Annotated in this window: 13 protein-coding genes; 9 read left to right on the top strand and 4 right to left on the bottom strand. The window is 60.1% G+C overall.

Going from position 1 to position 15,801, the window contains the following annotated elements:
• Positions 1 to 4 precede the first annotated feature (4 nt).
• The 3 genes from JH15_RS15055 to JH15_RS15045 all read right to left on the bottom strand — a co-directional run bounded on the left by JH15_RS15055 (position 5) and on the right by JH15_RS15045 (position 3,428).
• Positions 5 to 841 (bottom strand): ABC transporter permease, encoded by an 837-nt coding sequence (locus JH15_RS15055; RefSeq protein WP_043531855.1) that lies wholly within the window; start codon positions 839 to 841, stop codon positions 5 to 7.
• Complete coding sequence (locus tag JH15_RS15050) at positions 838 to 1,815, bottom strand: ABC transporter permease (protein ID WP_043531854.1); 978 nt, start codon at positions 1,813 to 1,815, stop codon at positions 838 to 840. Before JH15_RS15050 ends, JH15_RS15055 begins: the two co-directional genes overlap by 4 nt.
• A gap of 62 nt (positions 1,816 to 1,877) precedes the next feature.
• The gene (locus JH15_RS15045) at positions 1,878 to 3,428 is read right to left on the bottom strand and encodes an ABC transporter substrate-binding protein (RefSeq protein ID WP_043531853.1); all 1,551 of its coding nucleotides are present in this window, start codon (positions 3,426 to 3,428) and stop codon (positions 1,878 to 1,880) included.
• Between the two features lie 233 nt (positions 3,429 to 3,661).
• Between JH15_RS15045 and JH15_RS15040 the strand changes: the two genes are divergently transcribed.
• The 4 genes from JH15_RS15040 to JH15_RS15025 all read left to right on the top strand — a co-directional run bounded on the left by JH15_RS15040 (position 3,662) and on the right by JH15_RS15025 (position 7,702).
• Complete coding sequence (locus tag JH15_RS15040) at positions 3,662 to 4,351, top strand: GntR family transcriptional regulator (RefSeq protein ID WP_043531852.1); 690 nt, start codon at positions 3,662 to 3,664, stop codon at positions 4,349 to 4,351.
• 47 nt (positions 4,352 to 4,398) lie between these two features.
• The gene (locus tag JH15_RS15035; protein WP_043531851.1) at positions 4,399 to 5,679 is read left to right on the top strand and encodes an ArgE/DapE family deacylase; all 1,281 of its coding nucleotides are present in this window, start codon (positions 4,399 to 4,401) and stop codon (positions 5,677 to 5,679) included.
• A 306-nt stretch (positions 5,680 to 5,985) separates the two neighbouring features.
• Entirely contained in the window at positions 5,986 to 6,837 is an 852-nt protein-coding gene (locus tag JH15_RS15030) for a motility protein A (RefSeq protein ID WP_052384159.1), read from the top strand.
• Positions 6,830 to 7,702 (top strand): OmpA family protein, encoded by an 873-nt coding sequence (locus JH15_RS15025; protein ID WP_043531850.1) that lies wholly within the window; start codon positions 6,830 to 6,832, stop codon positions 7,700 to 7,702. The genes JH15_RS15030 and JH15_RS15025 overlap by 8 nt, the downstream gene beginning before the upstream one ends.
• Positions 7,703 to 7,738: 36 nt before the next feature.
• Here JH15_RS15025 and JH15_RS15020 read toward each other — a convergent pair whose 3' ends face one another.
• On the bottom strand, positions 7,739 to 8,230 hold the full coding sequence (locus JH15_RS15020; RefSeq protein WP_052384158.1) for a hypothetical protein: 492 nt from the start codon (positions 8,228 to 8,230) through the stop codon (positions 7,739 to 7,741).
• A 116-nt stretch (positions 8,231 to 8,346) separates the two neighbouring features.
• Between JH15_RS15020 and JH15_RS15015 the strand changes: the two genes are divergently transcribed.
• The 5 genes from JH15_RS15015 (at position 8,347) to JH15_RS14995 (ending at position 15,800) form a co-directional block, all read left to right on the top strand.
• Positions 8,347 to 8,784, top strand: a complete 438-nt coding sequence (locus JH15_RS15015) for a low molecular weight protein-tyrosine-phosphatase (protein WP_043532516.1) — start codon at positions 8,347 to 8,349, stop codon at positions 8,782 to 8,784.
• Between the two features lie 482 nt (positions 8,785 to 9,266).
• The gene (locus JH15_RS15010; protein ID WP_081949062.1) at positions 9,267 to 10,406 is read left to right on the top strand and encodes a polysaccharide export protein; all 1,140 of its coding nucleotides are present in this window, start codon (positions 9,267 to 9,269) and stop codon (positions 10,404 to 10,406) included.
• Positions 10,407 to 10,478: 72 nt separating this feature from the next.
• On the top strand, positions 10,479 to 12,749 hold the full coding sequence (locus JH15_RS15005) for a polysaccharide biosynthesis tyrosine autokinase (RefSeq protein ID WP_043531849.1): 2,271 nt from the start codon (positions 10,479 to 10,481) through the stop codon (positions 12,747 to 12,749).
• 39 nt (positions 12,750 to 12,788) lie between these two features.
• Complete coding sequence (locus tag JH15_RS15000; RefSeq protein ID WP_043531848.1) at positions 12,789 to 14,597, top strand: ABC transporter ATP-binding protein; 1,809 nt, start codon at positions 12,789 to 12,791, stop codon at positions 14,595 to 14,597.
• Positions 14,598 to 14,624: 27 nt separating this feature from the next.
• On the top strand, positions 14,625 to 15,800 hold the full coding sequence (locus JH15_RS14995) for an O-antigen ligase family protein (protein WP_043531846.1): 1,176 nt from the start codon (positions 14,625 to 14,627) through the stop codon (positions 15,798 to 15,800).
• The last annotated feature ends 1 nt before the right edge of the window (position 15,801 follow it).

Raw genomic sequence — 15,801 nt, 5'->3', positions numbered from 1 at the left:
CCTCCTACTGGCGTTCGCGGGCGAGCTTGGGGTTCAGGGCGTCATCGAGCCCTTCGCCGACAAGATTCAGGGCCAGCACGGTGAGCAGGATCGCCATGCCCGGGAAGAAGCTCAGCCACCAGGCCTGACGGATCACGGTGCGCGCCGCACCGATCATGTAGCCCCAAGACATGACGTTGGGATCGCCCAGCCCCAGGAACGACAGCGCCGATTCCAGCAGGATCGCCGTGGCCACCATCAGCGAGGCCAGCACGATGATCGGCGACAGGGTATTGGGCAGGATCTGCTTGAGAATGATCGTGGCATTGCCTTGGCCGACCAGCCGGGCCGCTTCGACGTATTCACGATTGCGCAGCGACATGAACTCGGCGCGTACCAGGCGTGCCACCGGCGGCCAACTGACGATGGCGATGGCCAGCACGATGGAGGTCACGCTGGGCTGCATGATGGCGACCAGCACAATGGCCAGCGCAAAGTTCGGAATGGTCTGGAAGAACTCGGTAAAGCGCATCAGGGCATCGTCGACCAGGCCGCCGTAGTAACCGGCGATGGCGCCCAGCGGCACGCCGATGATCAGTGCCACGCTGGTCGACACGAGGCCGATCAGCAGCGACACCCAGGCGCCGTGCATCAGCCCCGCGGCAACGTTGCGGCCCATGGTATCGGTACCCAGCGCGAAGCCGTCGACTTCAAAAGGGGCCAGGAAAGGGCGCTGAACCATGCGCCAGGGCGACTCGGGAAACAGGAACGGCGCGAGTATCGCCATGGCAATGATCGCGATCAGGATGATCAGGCCGATCAGCGCGCCACGGTTTTGTGCAAAGCGTGCGAAAAAGCTCATGAGGCCCCCTTGATGCGCGGATCGGCGAGGCGATAGACGAGGTCGGTGAAGATGTTGAACACGATCACCAAAGCGGCCGAGAAGAAGAAGATGCCGAGCAGCAGGTTGTAGTCACGTTGCATCAGCGCCTCGTACATCAAGCGCCCGATCCCCGGCCAGGCGAACACGGTTTCGGTGAGGATGGCGCCGCCTACCATCTGCCCCGCTTGCAGGCCGGCCAGGGTGATGATCGGCAGCAGGGCGTTGCGCAGGATATGGCGACGCTGAATCACACGGTCCTTGAGCCCCTTGGCCCGCGCCGTCTTGACGTAGTCCTGTTGGCTGGCCTCGAGCATCGAGGCACGGGTCATGCGCGTATAGATGGCCATGAAGAACAGCGCCAGGGTGGATGCCGGCAGGATGAGGTGGTTGAGGACATCCAGCACATGGGCCCAACCGGTGTAGTGCGCGCCCACGGTGAACATGCCGTAGGCGGGCAACCAGTCGAGATAGACCGAGAACAGCAGCACGGCCATGAGCGCGACCCAGAACAGCGGGGTGGCGTAGAAGACCAGGGCCAGCGCCATGATCAGCGAGCCCGAGACTTTCTTGACCCGAGCCGCCGCCATCGAGCCGGCGAATATACCCAGGGCCAGCGAGAGCACGAAGGCGGTACCGGTCAGCAGTAGCGTGGCGGGGAGACGCGCGAGAATCAGATCGAGCACCGGCATTTGCTGTCGGTAGGAGTAGCCGAAATCCAGCGTGGCGATGCCTGACACGTAGCGCCATAGCTGAACGTACAACGGCTGGTCGAGCCCGAACTGTTCGCGCAACTGGCGCAGAAACTCTTGATCCGTGGCGCCGGCTTCGCCGGCCAGGATGGCGGCGGGATCCCCGGGGGCCATCTGGATCAGGAAGAAATTGAATACGATGATCATGAACAGCACGATCACGGCCTTGAATAGCCGCATCGCGATCAGGCGAGCGTAAACCATGCTTTATACCTCGAAACCCAGCCAGGTATACGAAGGGGCGCGATGCGCCCCTTCGTAACGGATCACTCTTCGATCCAGGCGTCCTTGAAGCCGTCGTTGACGCCGACCCCGGAGGTCACCAGGTTCTTGACGTTGCAACGATAAATGGTGGGGAAGCCGAGTTCGAGCAGCCAGCCCACGGGGACGTCCTCGTGAAGGATTTCCTGGACCTCGTGATAGAGCTCCTCGCGCTTCTCCTCGGGAAAGGCCGTGGCCGCTTCGTTGAACAGCTCGTCGACACGCTCGTTTTCATAGCCTTCGACGTTGTTCCATGGCGAGCCTTTCTCGATATTGTCGGAAAGGTAGGTTCGTGAAATCCCCAATGCCGGGTCGCCGTACTGATAGAGGTAGGTGAACGCCAGGTCGTAATCCCATTCGCCCAGGCGCTGATTCCAGCCGCCCACGTCGGTGGACTCGGTGCGTACGTTGATGCCCACTTCGGAGAGGTTCTGTTGGACGGCTTCCGCCCAGCGGGTCCAGGTCTCGCCGTAGGGCAGGGGCAGCAGCGTGACCTCCTCGCCGTCGTAGCCCATCTCGTCGAGCAGTTCACGCGCCTTTTCGGGATCGTGATCGTAGGGCTCGAGGTCTTCGTTCTGGAACCTGGCGTTGGAACCGAAGGCCGATAGCGGCACTTCACCCAGGCCGTTCCACAGCACGTCGCGGGCGAACTCGCGATTCATGGCATACATGACCGCCTGACGGAAACGCTTGTCAGCCGTGGGCCCTTCGCGGTTGTTCATCCACAGCATGGCGAAGGGGCTGAAATACTCATGACCTTCCTGGGTGATGCAGGTGTTTTCCATCTCGGACAGACGCGGCACATCGAAATTCTCGACCGTGCCGTAGGGCAGTACATCGACCGTGCCGTTCTCGTATGCCACGGCGCGGGACGCGCCATCGGGAATGATGTGCCAGTTCACGCCATCGAGGTAGGGCAGTCCCTCTTCGTAATAGTCCTCGTTCTTGACCAGCTCGATGACCGTGCCGCGGTCCCAGTTCTCGAACTTGAACGGCCCGGTGCCGATGGGGTGGTTGTTGGCTTCGTTGTTGCGGAAATCGGTGCCCTCGTAGACGTGCTTGGGCACCATCGTGAAGGTCCCCGCTTCGAACGAGAGCATGAACGGCCCGAAGGGCTGCGACAGCGTGAACACCACGGTATGGTCGTCGGTGGCCTCGATGCTTTCGACATGCTGGAGCACGGCGCGGGCACTGGGGTTGAGTTCGCGATGGAAGACATCGGCGGAGAACACCACGTCCTCGGCCGTGAACGGTTCGCCATCGTGCCAGGTGACGTCTTCGCGCAGGTGGAAGGTGTAGGTCAGGCCATCGTCGCTCTCTTCCCAGGATGTTGCCAGCTGAGGCATGGGGTTGAGATCGGTGTCGTAGCGCAGGAGGCCTTCATAGATATTGCCGGCAACGGTACGTGTCGGGGCATTCTGGATCATGCCCAGTACCAGGCCGGGCGGCTCCGGCTGGATGACGGTATTGATGACGCCACCGGACTGAGGTTCGGCCATGGCGGGCAGGGCGGCCAGGCCGCATGCAGCGATTGCACAGGCGAGAGGTGTTTTCATTGTAATCTTCCGTTCCGTTGTTCTTGGAGTTGCTTACCGGCTGGAAGGCCTTTCAGGACAAGTGCCCGGGATGTGACCTGGCGGTTTCCGGCAGCGTTGGTTTCTGAAGAAGACGTTTTGACCATAGCAGCGGTTGCATAAGCTGTCGACAGTCGGCATCGACGGTCGACAAAACTGGAAAGCCCGCATAGTGTTGTGATTAAGCCAAAATAATCATAAGGCAGCGCGATAACATGGATGCCAAGCGCGGTAGTGATTTCCCCAATTTGCGGCAGCGCAATCTGGTCGACCAGGTGGCCGATGTGCTGACCGAGGCCATCATCGAACGCCGCTTCAAGCCGGGCGAGCGATTGTCCGAAGTACAGCTCTCGCGAGACATGGGTATCAGCCGCGCGCCGGTGCGGGAGGCGGCCCGCCTGTTGGAAAGCCGCGGTCTGCTGGTATCCCGTCCCCGACGGGGCTTCTTCGTGCGTGAGCTCGACCGCGATGACTTGAACGATGTGTTCGATCTGCGCCTGTGTCTCGAGCGTCATGCCTTTCGGCTGTTGGTCAGCTCCTTTTCTCCCGAGATGCACATGACGTTGAATCGTCAGGTCGAGATCATGTGCGACGTGGCGAAGGACAGGGAGGACAATCGCAAGATCGAGGAGGATCTGCGCTTTCACCGCATGATCTTCGAGATGGCAGGCAACAGCCGACTGCTCAAGACCTTCGATGATCTCGCCCATGAACTGCGATTGTGCATGGCGCTGATCGGGCGCACGCATTCCGCCCCTGACAGCATTTCCACCAGCCATTGGCGACTGATCGATGCCTTGATCAGTGGCGATCCTGCCCGCTGCGAGGAGGAAGTGGACTACCACATTGGTGTCGCCCGCGATTACGTTATCCAGGGCATCAGCGAAGCGCAGGCAGCGCGATGACATGACTGGATGACACGACTGGATGACACGACCGGAGGAACCCTGACATGAGCGAGATACCCTCGAGTCACAGCCTGAGCGACAGCGAAGCCCGCGTCATGGCCCTATGCGATGCGTTGTTCGACGATACCCTGGCACTGACTCGCGATCTGGTCGGCCAATACAGCGTACTGGGCCAGGAAAGCGGCGCGCTGGAAACCATGCGAGGCTGGTTCGAGCGTTTGGGTTTGCCGGTGGAGCAGGTAGCCATGGACGATCCCGAGCTGCATCGCCATCCGCACTATGCACCGGCCCCCTGGTCGAGCCAGGGCCGCTATAACCTCGTGTCTCGACTCAATCCCGATTCATCGCGCCCGCACCTGGTCTTCAATGGTCATATGGATGTCGTGCCTGCCGAGCCGACCGACATGTGGACGCAACCGCCCTGGACGCCCTGGCAACAGGACGGGTGGCTGTACGGGCGCGGCGCGGGCGACATGAAAGCCGGGATTGCCGCGATGACCATGGCCGTGCATGCGGTACGCGAAGCGGGCGTGGCGATCGATTTCCCCCTGACGCTGCAGACCGTGATCGAGGAGGAGTGTACTGGCAATGGTGCCCTGGCTTGCGTGAACTGCGGCTATGCCGGTGACTTCGTGCTGATTCCCGAACCTTTCGGTGCCAGGATCTATAGCGGTCAGATCGGTGTGCTGCGCTTTCGCATTCGCGTCAATGGCGTGCCGGCCCACGTGCTGGATACCGGCGCGGGAAGCAATGCCATCGAATACCTGCAGGCGATGATTCCCTATCTCAAGGCGCTCGAGGAAGAACTCAACGCGGCCCCGCGTGAGGCGCCTTATGATGCGATACCTCATCCGTTCAATTTGAATATCGGCCAGTTCGAGGGCGGCAACTGGGCCTCGAGCGTGCCGGCACATGCCATTCTCGAAGGGCGCCTGGGCTTCGCGCCGGAAATGTCCCCCGAGACGGCCATGCGCAAACTCACCGAGGCTGTCGATCGGGCGCATGCCGAGCTGAAAGGCAATGTGGACGCGCCGAGTGTCGAGTTCCATGGATTCCGTTCCGAAGGGCACCTGGTCGACCTCGAGAGCGAGGGTGTCAGGTTGCTTGGGGACTGCCACCGCTCGCTGACTGGCAGCGATCCCGAGCATTATCTCTCGACGTGTACCACGGATCTTCGGGCGTTCCATGTCGCGGCCGGCGTGGCCGGTACCTGTTACGGTCCGGTGGCGGAGCGCATCCACGGGGTGGATGAGTGCGTCGATATCGAATCGATCCGCCACGTGTTGAAGACCTACGCGTTGTTCATCTGCCGTTGGGGTGGATAGAGGTCAGCGGCATAGCAAGTAACCCCTCGCGCAGAGAATCTGCGCTCCTACGGGTGATGGAGTAAGTGCCGCCCTCGGCAGTTGAAAATGCAAAGGTGTTGTAGAAGCGCACGGTCCGGCGATCCGGATTTCTGCGCGATGAATGTGTTGCCCATTCCAGGAACCCCTCGCGCAGCAGATAGCTCCGTGCCTACGGAATCGGGCTGGTTTTATCTATTAACGCCCGGTTCCTTTCGCTTTTCATAAATTCGTCTCCCTTCACTTCGGCTTACCATGGCGGCTCGCGAATCGTTTCTGGGCGCCTGAATGAATCCTTCCACGTTGATCGGTATCGTCGCCAGCACCCTGCTGCTGGCCAGTGTTCTCCTACTCAGTGCCGAGTCGGCGTCGAGTTTCATCAACCTGCCGGGGCTGGCCATCGTATTGACGGGCACGCTGGCGGCCACCTTCATCAGCTATCCGCTACGTGAAGTGCTACGTGTGGTCCGCCTGGTGGGGCTGGTGTTCCGCCGAGAAAATTCCTATGTCGAGAGCGACATCCAGGAACTGGTGGGCATGGCGCGGCTATGGTTTCGGGGCGACGTGCGGTCGGTGGAAAATGCGCTGGAAGCAACGCGCAATCCCTTCCTGCGTACCGGCATCCAGTTGGTCATCGACAATACCCGCGAGGAGGAGATCCTCGACCTGCTGCAATGGCGCATCGCGAGGATGAAAGCGCGCGAGCGTGCCGAAGCGAACATCTTCCGCACCATGGCGCTGTATGCGCCCGCCTTCGGCATGATCGGCACCTTGGTGGGTCTGGTGAACATGCTCGAGGTCATGGACAGTGCTGAGCTCGCCCTGATCGGCGAGCGCATGGCGGTGGCCCTGCTTACCACCTTCTACGGCATCGTTCTGGCCAACCTGGTCTTCAAGCCCATCGCGGTGAAACTCGAACGGCGTACCGAGGAGCGCCTGATCGCCATGAACATGGTGCTCGAGGGGATCTCGCTGATCTCGCGCCGTCGCCTGCCATCGTTCATCGAGGCCACCCTGAACTCCTTCATGGCTCACCATCAGGACGAAATCCGCGAGATTCAGCCGGGCGATGTGCCGGTTCGTCCACGCCTGCGCGACCGCTTGCGCCGCAGCCAGGAAGCGGGCGTGGCCGATGCGTGAGGCCAGGGCGCGTCACGAGGCCGTCTTCGACGATGCCGCCCAGGAGGATACCGGCGGGGGCTGGATGGTCAGCTATATCGACATCATGACCCTGCTGGTCGCCACCTTCGTGCTGCTCCTGTCGGTATCGGCGCGTGTCGACAGTAATGAATCCGAAGCGGTTGCCGTCAGTGCGGCCATGCGCCTGGGGATACCGCTCCCCGAGATGGCCCATGTCGCGCCGGCTGTAGAACGCCCGCTGGTTGCAGACGTTCCCGTTGTAGAAAACCCGGCAATGAATGCACCCATGAGCGGCGTACGGGTCGATCCCGCCGCGGTGGTCGTGGCGCTTGGTGTGGCAAGGCAGGCGCCCAGGCCGGTACAGGCACCGGCTGTCGTGCAGGCACCCATCATCGAGCCAACAGCGATCCAGGCGGCAACGCACTTTGCTGAAGCCGTGGCGGTCGCCGCCCAGGAAGCGGTGGCCCTGCCTGAGCTCGATGGTGTCGAGGTCACCCACGTGGCCGAAGGGATCAGCCTGCGTGTCGAGGATACGCTGCTGTTCGATTCGGCCAACGCGGAGCTGATAGGTACCGGCCAGACGCTCATCGATAGTCTTCTGGCGATCATCGAGCGCTACGAAGGCGAGGTGTCGGTGGAAGGCCATTCCGATAGCCAGTCGATCCGCACCGAGCGCTTCCCCTCCAATTGGGAGCTCTCGAGTGCCCGGGCCACAGCAGTGCTACGCCACCTGCAGCGTGCAGGCATCGACGGCTCGCGTCTACGTGCAGTGGGTTTTGCCGACACCCGGCCGTTGGCGGACAACGCAACCCCTGAAGGGCGGGCCAGGAATCGACGGGTCGAGGTCATTGTCCATCTTAACTGACTAAATGACTGAGTAAGGCCTTCGCCTGGCGAGGCCTCAGCTTGGCGTGTGGGTATCGCTGGCTGCGTTGTGGCCGGCCTCGTCCTCGCTTTGGGGGCGGCGTTTGCGTTTACGCTTGCGTGGCCCTTTGACGCTGAATACGGCCTGTTTCAATATAAGTGTTATGGCGAAGACGACCCAGCCTGCACTGGCCATCACATTGAATAGCAGCATCTTCTGAGTACCGCTGAGCGGCGTGAGCAATATCTCGATCACCACCGCCAGAAAGAGCGCAAGCAGCAGGGGCAGAGCCAGAATATGCATCCACATTTCGGTACGCCGCTTGCGGATCCGATAGCGTGACAGCATCACTCGCATGGGCCGGTGCGCCCATGTCACCAGCAGCACGGTGCCCACCAGGCTGAGCGCCCCGAAGAGGGGCAGGGTCGACCCCTGATGGATGGCAAAGCTGACCGACCAGGCCAGTGCCAACCACAATAGCCCCTCGAGCAGGGCGATGAGGTCGGCGGATAGACGTATCACATGCATGGTAACGCTCCTGACTGTTGCGCCTGATGATACTCGCTCAATCCGCTACTCCGCCAATCGACAGCGATTCCGCTTTGGCCAATACTCTGGACACATTCAATCGACCAGAGTGCATCGTGAAATTCGACGCCATCCTTGTTGTCTGTACCGGCAACATTTGCCGTAGTCCCGTTGCTGCCGCGCTGTTAAGCAAGCATTTTCCGCAACGCGACATCACTTCAGCGGGCCTGGGGGCACTGGTGGGACGGGGTGTGGCACCGCACAGCCGTGAACTCGCCGAAGCCGATGGCTTGGATGTTTCAGCCCACCGCGCCCGACAACTCGAGGCCAGTATGCTGGGCAGTGCCGACCTCGTCCTGGTCATGAGTGACGGCCAACGCCGTGCAGTAGGGGACAACTACCCCTCGGCCCTGGGCAAGACGATGTTGTTCGGGCACTGGCTGGAACCTGCCGAGCGCGAGATTCCCGACCCCTATGGCCTGGATCGAAACGTATTCGAGCACGTGCATGGGCGACTCCTGAAAGCCGCCCGGGCGTGGAGTGAACGTATCTAGGCAATGCTCGACGAGATGCAGCGCCCGAATTATAAAATATTTGGTGTCTGCATCGTAAATAAGACTCTGCATTCGCTGCTGTTTGGCCAGGCTTTACCATTAGAGCCACATTAATATTCAGTACTACATTTCTAATTAAGGCGCTTAATACGTCGTTAAAACAGATTCGCTTGCGCGTTGTTTTATCGCGATTATTTTTTCAATCTCATATTCGAGTATGACGTCGTCCATCCATTCAGATGATGGCTGGGCATGACGCAGTCTTGTTTTTCCTCATATTTTTACCATGCCATGTACCGATCAAATTGGGTATGTGAAAAGCGCCTCCTATATGTAAGCTTGTGTAATCCGGCGTGCCGTACCGAAGGGTGTGGTTCTACGGAGTATTTACTCAGTTAATCGTAAAAATAATACGGCTTCAGGGATTGCCAAATAAACAACCTTGGGGCGGTAGCGTGACAAGGGATAAATCAGGGGGCCATATGAATAAGGAAAGTACGCTAACAGCAGGGAAACGTCGCAAGGGGCGAACTGCCTTGGGGCTGGGTGGAACGCTATTGGCCGTCATGTTGATCAGCGGCTGTGCCATGGCCCCCGGCGGGCATATCGATTACGGCACCGAGGGTAACTCGCTCGAAGACCAGGTCGATGTGGAGCCCATTACGCCGGCTCTGATTGCTGCCATGGATACGATGAAACGCAGCGCTCGGCCAGTGGATAGCGAATTCCGCGAGCAGATGCGCGACTACGATTATAAGGTCGGCCCAGGCGATGTATTGAGCGTCATCGTCTACGACCATCCCGAATTGACGATTCCGGCCGGCGCCGAGCGCGACGCTGCTGAAAGCGGCAACCGGGTCAGGCCTGACGGCACGATGTTTTACCCCTATGTGGGGCGCATCCGGGTCGAGGGCATGACCCTCGAGGAAGTCCGCTCGCTGCTGACACGTCGACTCTCCAACGTGATCAGCGAGCCCCAGGTCGAGGTCGGTATGGCGGCCTTCCGCTCTCAGAAGGTCTACGTCAGCGGGGCGGTCAATAACCCGGGTATTCAGCCCGTCAATCTCGAGCCGCTGACGCTGCTGGATGCCATCAGCCAGGCGGGAGGCGCTACCGAGACGGCCGATTGGCACAACGTGCTTCTCGCACGGGATGGCGTCGAGGAAAACATTTCCCTCTATGCGCTCCTGCATCAAGGCGACATGACACAGAACCGACTGCTGCGAAGCGGCGACCTGGTGCATGTACCGCCTGCCGAGAACCAGAACGTCGTGGTGTTGGGCCAGGTATTGCGCCCCGGCGCCATCGCCGTGGGCAACGAGCGCTTGACCCTGACAGGTGCACTGGCACAAGCCGGTGGGGTTAACGAAAGCCGTGCCGAACCGTCAGGCATCTTCGTTATTCGTGGAAACGAGCCCGGCAGCGAAAAGCTGGCCACCGTCTATCAACTGGACATCGCCGATGCCACCAATCTGCTGCTCGGTACGCGTTTCGCGCTCGAGCCCAAGGATGTGGTCTACGTGACGTCAGCGCCGCTGGCACGGTGGAACAACGTGATCTCGCTCCTGCTGCCGTCAGTCACGCTGCCGGGTGATGTCGGCCGCTCGGTCGAACAGTTCTGATCACAATCATCGTAAACACCCTGCGTCGCCTGGCATGCGCCAAGGCGACGCAACAGGGAAGGTCGAGACGACATGACAATGTTCCCAGGAAGTCCTGAACCCCAGCCGAGCCGTGACACCAGCGAAATCAGCTTGGGGAAACTGGTTGCGGTACTGAAGGATCACAAGTGGTGGATCATCGGCACCAGCGTGGTGTTCATGCTGATCGGCTATTTCTATTCCAGTTCTCAGCCCCGCGTCTATCTCTCCGACGCGATGATTCAAATCGAAGAGACCAGCCCGACGTTGAGTCGGGTGGAGCTCACCCAGGAAGGGCCTGTGGCGGGGAATACCGCCTCGGCCGAGCTCGAGATCCTCAAGTCGCGCATGGTCATGGGCGGCACCGTCGATCGCTTGGACCTGACGATCCAGCTCGAGCCGCGGCGCATGCCGGTCATTGGCGACTTTCTTGTCGAGCATGGCCTGACCCGACAGCAGATCAGCGATACGCACCTGCCGTGGCTCGGTGACTGGCTGGCCGAGAAAGGCTGGTGGCCGTCGCAAGAGGGCAGTCCTTTCGTATGGGCCGGCGAAGAGGTGCATGTCACCCGCTTCGATGTCCCTGACTATCGGATCGGGGCTCCCCACACGTTGCATATTCTCGATGAGCAGCGCTATGAGGTGCGTTACGAAGACCAGCCGGTACTGAGTGGCCTGGTCGGTGAGCCTGTTCACGGTGAGGGTGAAAATGAGGGATATCGGACCTTCATTACCCAATTGGAGGCGCCCGCCGGGGCCGAATTCAATGTCACGCGTGTTTCACGCCTGAATGCAATCAACCAACTCGCTTCTCGCTTTGCGATCGTTCCCATGGGGCTCGATTCGGGCGTGTACCAGTTGACCCTGCAAGGCGAAAACAAGAATGAAGTCGAAGATATCCTCAATACGGTCACGGAAGTCTTTCTGACTCAGAACATCAACCGTCAGTCCGAAGAGGCCGAGAAACAGATTTCCTTCCTCAACGAACAGATTCCCGATGTCAATACGCAGTTGATGACTGCCGAAAACAATCTGAATTCATATCGTGCGCAGCGTGATTCGGTCGATCTGACGTTCGAGACACAGAGCCTGTTGAATAGTCTCGTTCAGGTCGACAACCAATTGTCTGAATTGAAACTTGCCGAAGCCGACCTGGCCGAGCGTTTCACTGCCAACCACCCCAACTACCAGTCCTTGCTTCGCAAGCGCGCTCAACTCACGGCTGAGAAGGATGCGTTGGAAGCCCAGGTGGCCAACCTGCCCGAGACGCAGCAGGAAGTGCTGCGACTGACCCGGGATACCGAAGTCAACCAGCAGATTTATGTCCAGCTGCTCAATCAGTTGCAGGAAATGCGCCTGGTGAAGGCGGGTACCGTCGGCAACGTGCGCATTCTGGATCCGGCCGTGCTCCAGCCCGCTGCGATCGCCCCCAAGATTCCCTTCACCTCGCTGGTCAGTGCCATATTGGGCGCCATGCTGGGTGTGCTGGCCGTGGTGATGAAGATGGTGCTCAACCGCGCCGTGGAAACCCCGGAACAGCTCGAAGAAGAGGGGCTATCGGTATACGCCACCCTGCCGGCGTCTGCCGAGCAGACGAAGATGGCGCGACGCGTGCGGCAGCGGCGCTCCAAGCAAGGTCAGAACGTGTTCAGTGGTCTTCTCGCCCAGGCACATCCGGCGGATATTTCGGTCGAGGCCTTGCGCGGACTGCGTACCAGCCTTTACTTCGCGATGCTCGAGTCGCGTGACAACCGCCTGATGATCGCCGGTACGAGCCCGGAGGTGGGCAAGAGTTTCGTTTCCGCCAACCTCGCCGTGGTCTGCGCCCAGGCTGGCCAGCGGGTGCTGGTCGTGGATGGCGACATGCGCAAGGGGCATTTGCATTTGGCCTTCCGCGGTCAGAGTGCTGGCGGCTTGTCGGAACTGCTGGCCCAGCGCATTGAAATGGCAGACGCCATTCGCCACAGCGATGTCGAGGGGCTCGATTATATCTCCCGCGGCACGGTACCCCCCAACCCGTCCGAGCTGCTGATGCAGCGAAGCTTCCACGATTTTCTCGAGCAGGTCAGTGAGCGCTACGACCTGGTCATCATCGACACGCCGCCCGTATTGGCCGTTACCGATGCCGCGGTCATCGGCAAGCAGGTCGGGACGAGCCTCATGGTGGCCCGTTACGGCAAGACACCTACCAAGGAGATCAGGGCCGCCAAGCGTCGCCTCGATAGTGCCGGGGTGAGATTGAAGGGCGCCATCCTGAACGGCATGGAGCGTACCGCAAGTGCCACTTACGGCTACTACGGAGATTATCACTATGCCTACAAGTGACAGGGATGTCGGGACAGTAGTAGCCAAGGAGGGGGGTACATGCTGAAGCAACTTCGCGAGCTGCATTCGCTGCTGACGGGCAAGCAACGCCGAAAGCTGCTGGGTCTGCAACTGCTCATCATCGTCATGGCTTTTGCCGAGATTGTCAGCGTGGTCGCCATTGGCCCTTTCATGTCCCTGGTGGGGGACATGGATCGCCTTCACGGTGACGGCATCATGGGACAGCTCTACCAGGCCAGCGGCTTCGAGACGCCACAGGGATTCATGACGCTGGTTGGGATAGGCGTGCTGGTAGCACTGGTCATCGCCGGCCTGTTCTCGATGTTCACGACCTGGCGGCTATCCCTATATGGCGCGCATGTCGGGGCGGAGCTCTCGAGCCGGTTGTACCGCTACTACATGCACCAGCCCTGGCTATTTCACTCCTCGGGCAGTAGCGGCCTGTTGATCAGCCGCGTGTCGCAGGAATCACAGCGGATCACGACCAAGATCATCAATCCGGTGCTGCAGCTCAATGCCAAGCTGGTGATGGTCAGCCTGATGGGGCTGGCGCTGGTGATCTACAACCCGATGGTCGCGCTGACCGGCATCGCGATCTTCATTGTCACCTACCTGTTGCTCTACAAGACGGTGCGGCGGTTGTTGATCACCAATGGCAAGCAGGTCTCTCGCTCGCACGAGGATCGCTTTCGACTCATGACCGAAGGCTTCGGTGGCATCAAGGAAGTGCTGCTACTGAGACGCCAGGGTGCATTCACCGGTCAGTTCGACAAGGCGAGCCGACACATGGCTCGCGGGACGGGCCTGACCCAGGCCTTGAGCGATGCGCCGCGCTATGCCATCGAAGTGGTGGCCTACGGGTCGGTGATCTTCCTCGTGCTGTTTTTGCTGAACACCCACCAGGGGGACCTGGGGGCCATCCTGCCGATGCTGTCGATCTATGCACTGGCCGGGTTCAAGCTCCTGCCGGCCTTCCAGAAAATCTACTCCAGTGTCTCGAACATGCGCGGCAACATGTCCGCATTCGAGGCCATCCGGGGCGATCTCAAGGCCAGTCATGAACATGACCTGGCACTGCGCGAGCGCACCGCAAACCATGACCTCACGACTGCATGGGTGCCCCGACGGGACATCACCCTGGATAACGTGACCTTTCATTATCCGGGCAAGGACGAGCCGGCATTGGATGGGTTGTCGCTGACGATCCCTGCGCAGGGTGTCGTGGGGTTGGTGGGCGCCTCAGGGTCAGGCAAGTCCACCGCCGTCGATCTTTTGCTTGGGCTGATCATGCCGGAGCGGGGCCATGTTCGCATCGATGACGCTCCCTTGACCGAAGCCAATCGTGGGGAGTGGCAAAACGCGGTGGGTTTCGTTCCGCAGCACATCTTCCTGTCGGATGCCAGCGTGCGTGAAAACGTCGCGTTCGGCATTCCACAGGAAGAGATCGACGATGAACGCGTGCAGGTAGCCCTGCAGATGGCCCAGCTCGATGCCTTGGTGGCGGCCATGCCCGAGGGGCTCGAGACCCACGTCGGCGAACGGGGCGTACAGCTTTCTGGCGGGCAGCGGCAGCGGATCGGTATTGCGCGGGCGCTCTATCAGCAGCCGCATGTGCTGGTGCTGGATGAAGCCACCAGTGCGCTCGACGGTATCACGGAAAAGCTCGTGATGGCCGACATCCAGAAGTTCTCCCAGGAGCGCACGATCGTCATGGTCGCGCATCGCTTGGCGACCGTTAAGGGCTGCGACCTGATCTATCTCGTCGCCGAAGGCAAGGTCCAGGATTGCGGAACCTACGACGAACTCGTGGACCGCAATTCAGTGTTCAGAAAAATGGCGAGCCTGTAACGGGTCCTTCGCCATGAGGCCACGGCTATGAATTACATTGCATCCGTTTTCATGTTCTTGGGGCTCTCGCTGGGCTCGCTGTATGTGTTCCCAAGTGGGAATCCCCAGCCCGGCGATTTCGTGCTCCTCCTGTTCGTTGCGTTTTCTCTCGTCATGGCGTTACGCGATGACGAGGGCTATCTGGACCATGGTTTCGTGGTGGTCTGGGGCATGCTGGTGTTCTGGGTCAGCCTGGTCTGCGTTGCCTGGATGCTGGTTCACCAGAGCGATAGTTTCTTCCGCTATGCGCAATTCTTCATCTATAACCTGCTGGTCGGGGTTTCCCTGATACGCCTGCTGCAACTCCACCCTGGGCGTATTGCCTGGGTAGAGAAGGGCATCATCGTTGCCATTCTAATTTGCTTTGCCAAGGTCGTGTTCGACCTGGGAACCGGGTCGGTTCGTGCTGTCGGGACATTCAACAACCCGAACCAGCTGGCTTATTTCTCCCTGTGTTCGCTCGTGATCCTCCTGACGATCCATGATTTCAAGCTGCCGGCACGCCCCTTGTTGCTGGTGGCCATCGGGGCCGCTGTGGTCAGCATCTTCTCGGCATCGTCGCTCGCAGCGATGTCGGGCATGGCCCTGCTTTTCGTCAGTTGGGGATTGGCCAATGCCTCGAAGGTGAAGCATGCGCTCAAGTTCCTGTTGATTCTGCCGGTGCTGGTGGCTGGGCTCATCGTCTTCGATATCCAGACCGATGGAAAGGTGCGTGACAACGTCATGACGCGTCTGGACCGGGCCCCATCCAAATTGGAAAACATGTATGAAGAACGAAAGTACGAACGCATCGTCGAGTTCTATCACCTCAATATATTGGGAGCGGGCGAGGGCAGCCGCGAACGCTTCTATCCCTATGACGGCGGCGAAATCCATTCCTCGTTCGGGAACATGCTCTTTTCCTACGGCATTCCCGGGCTGTCGTTGTTTCTTGCCGTGATCTTTCTGGCGGTCAGGCGGGCCCCTCTCTATGGGTGGGTCGCGCTGTCCGGGCCGCTGCTTTACGCCGTTTCCCATAACGGATTCAGGACAAGCATCTTCTGGATCATGCTGGTGGTGCTCTGGCACGTCTATCAGGTGAGGCAGGAGTCGCCTCGTCTCACGCCACAGCCCAGGCACCTGTCTCGTTTCAGTCCCGATGCGCTTCCTCCGACAGCACATTGAT

Origin of the sequence: Litchfieldella xinjiangensis (assembly GCF_000759345.1) — a bacterium.
Classification (GTDB): domain Bacteria; phylum Pseudomonadota; class Gammaproteobacteria; order Pseudomonadales; family Halomonadaceae; genus Litchfieldella_A; species Litchfieldella_A xinjiangensis.
Note: the sequence above shows the minus strand (reverse complement) of the source record. Positions and strands in the feature narration are given on the sequence as shown.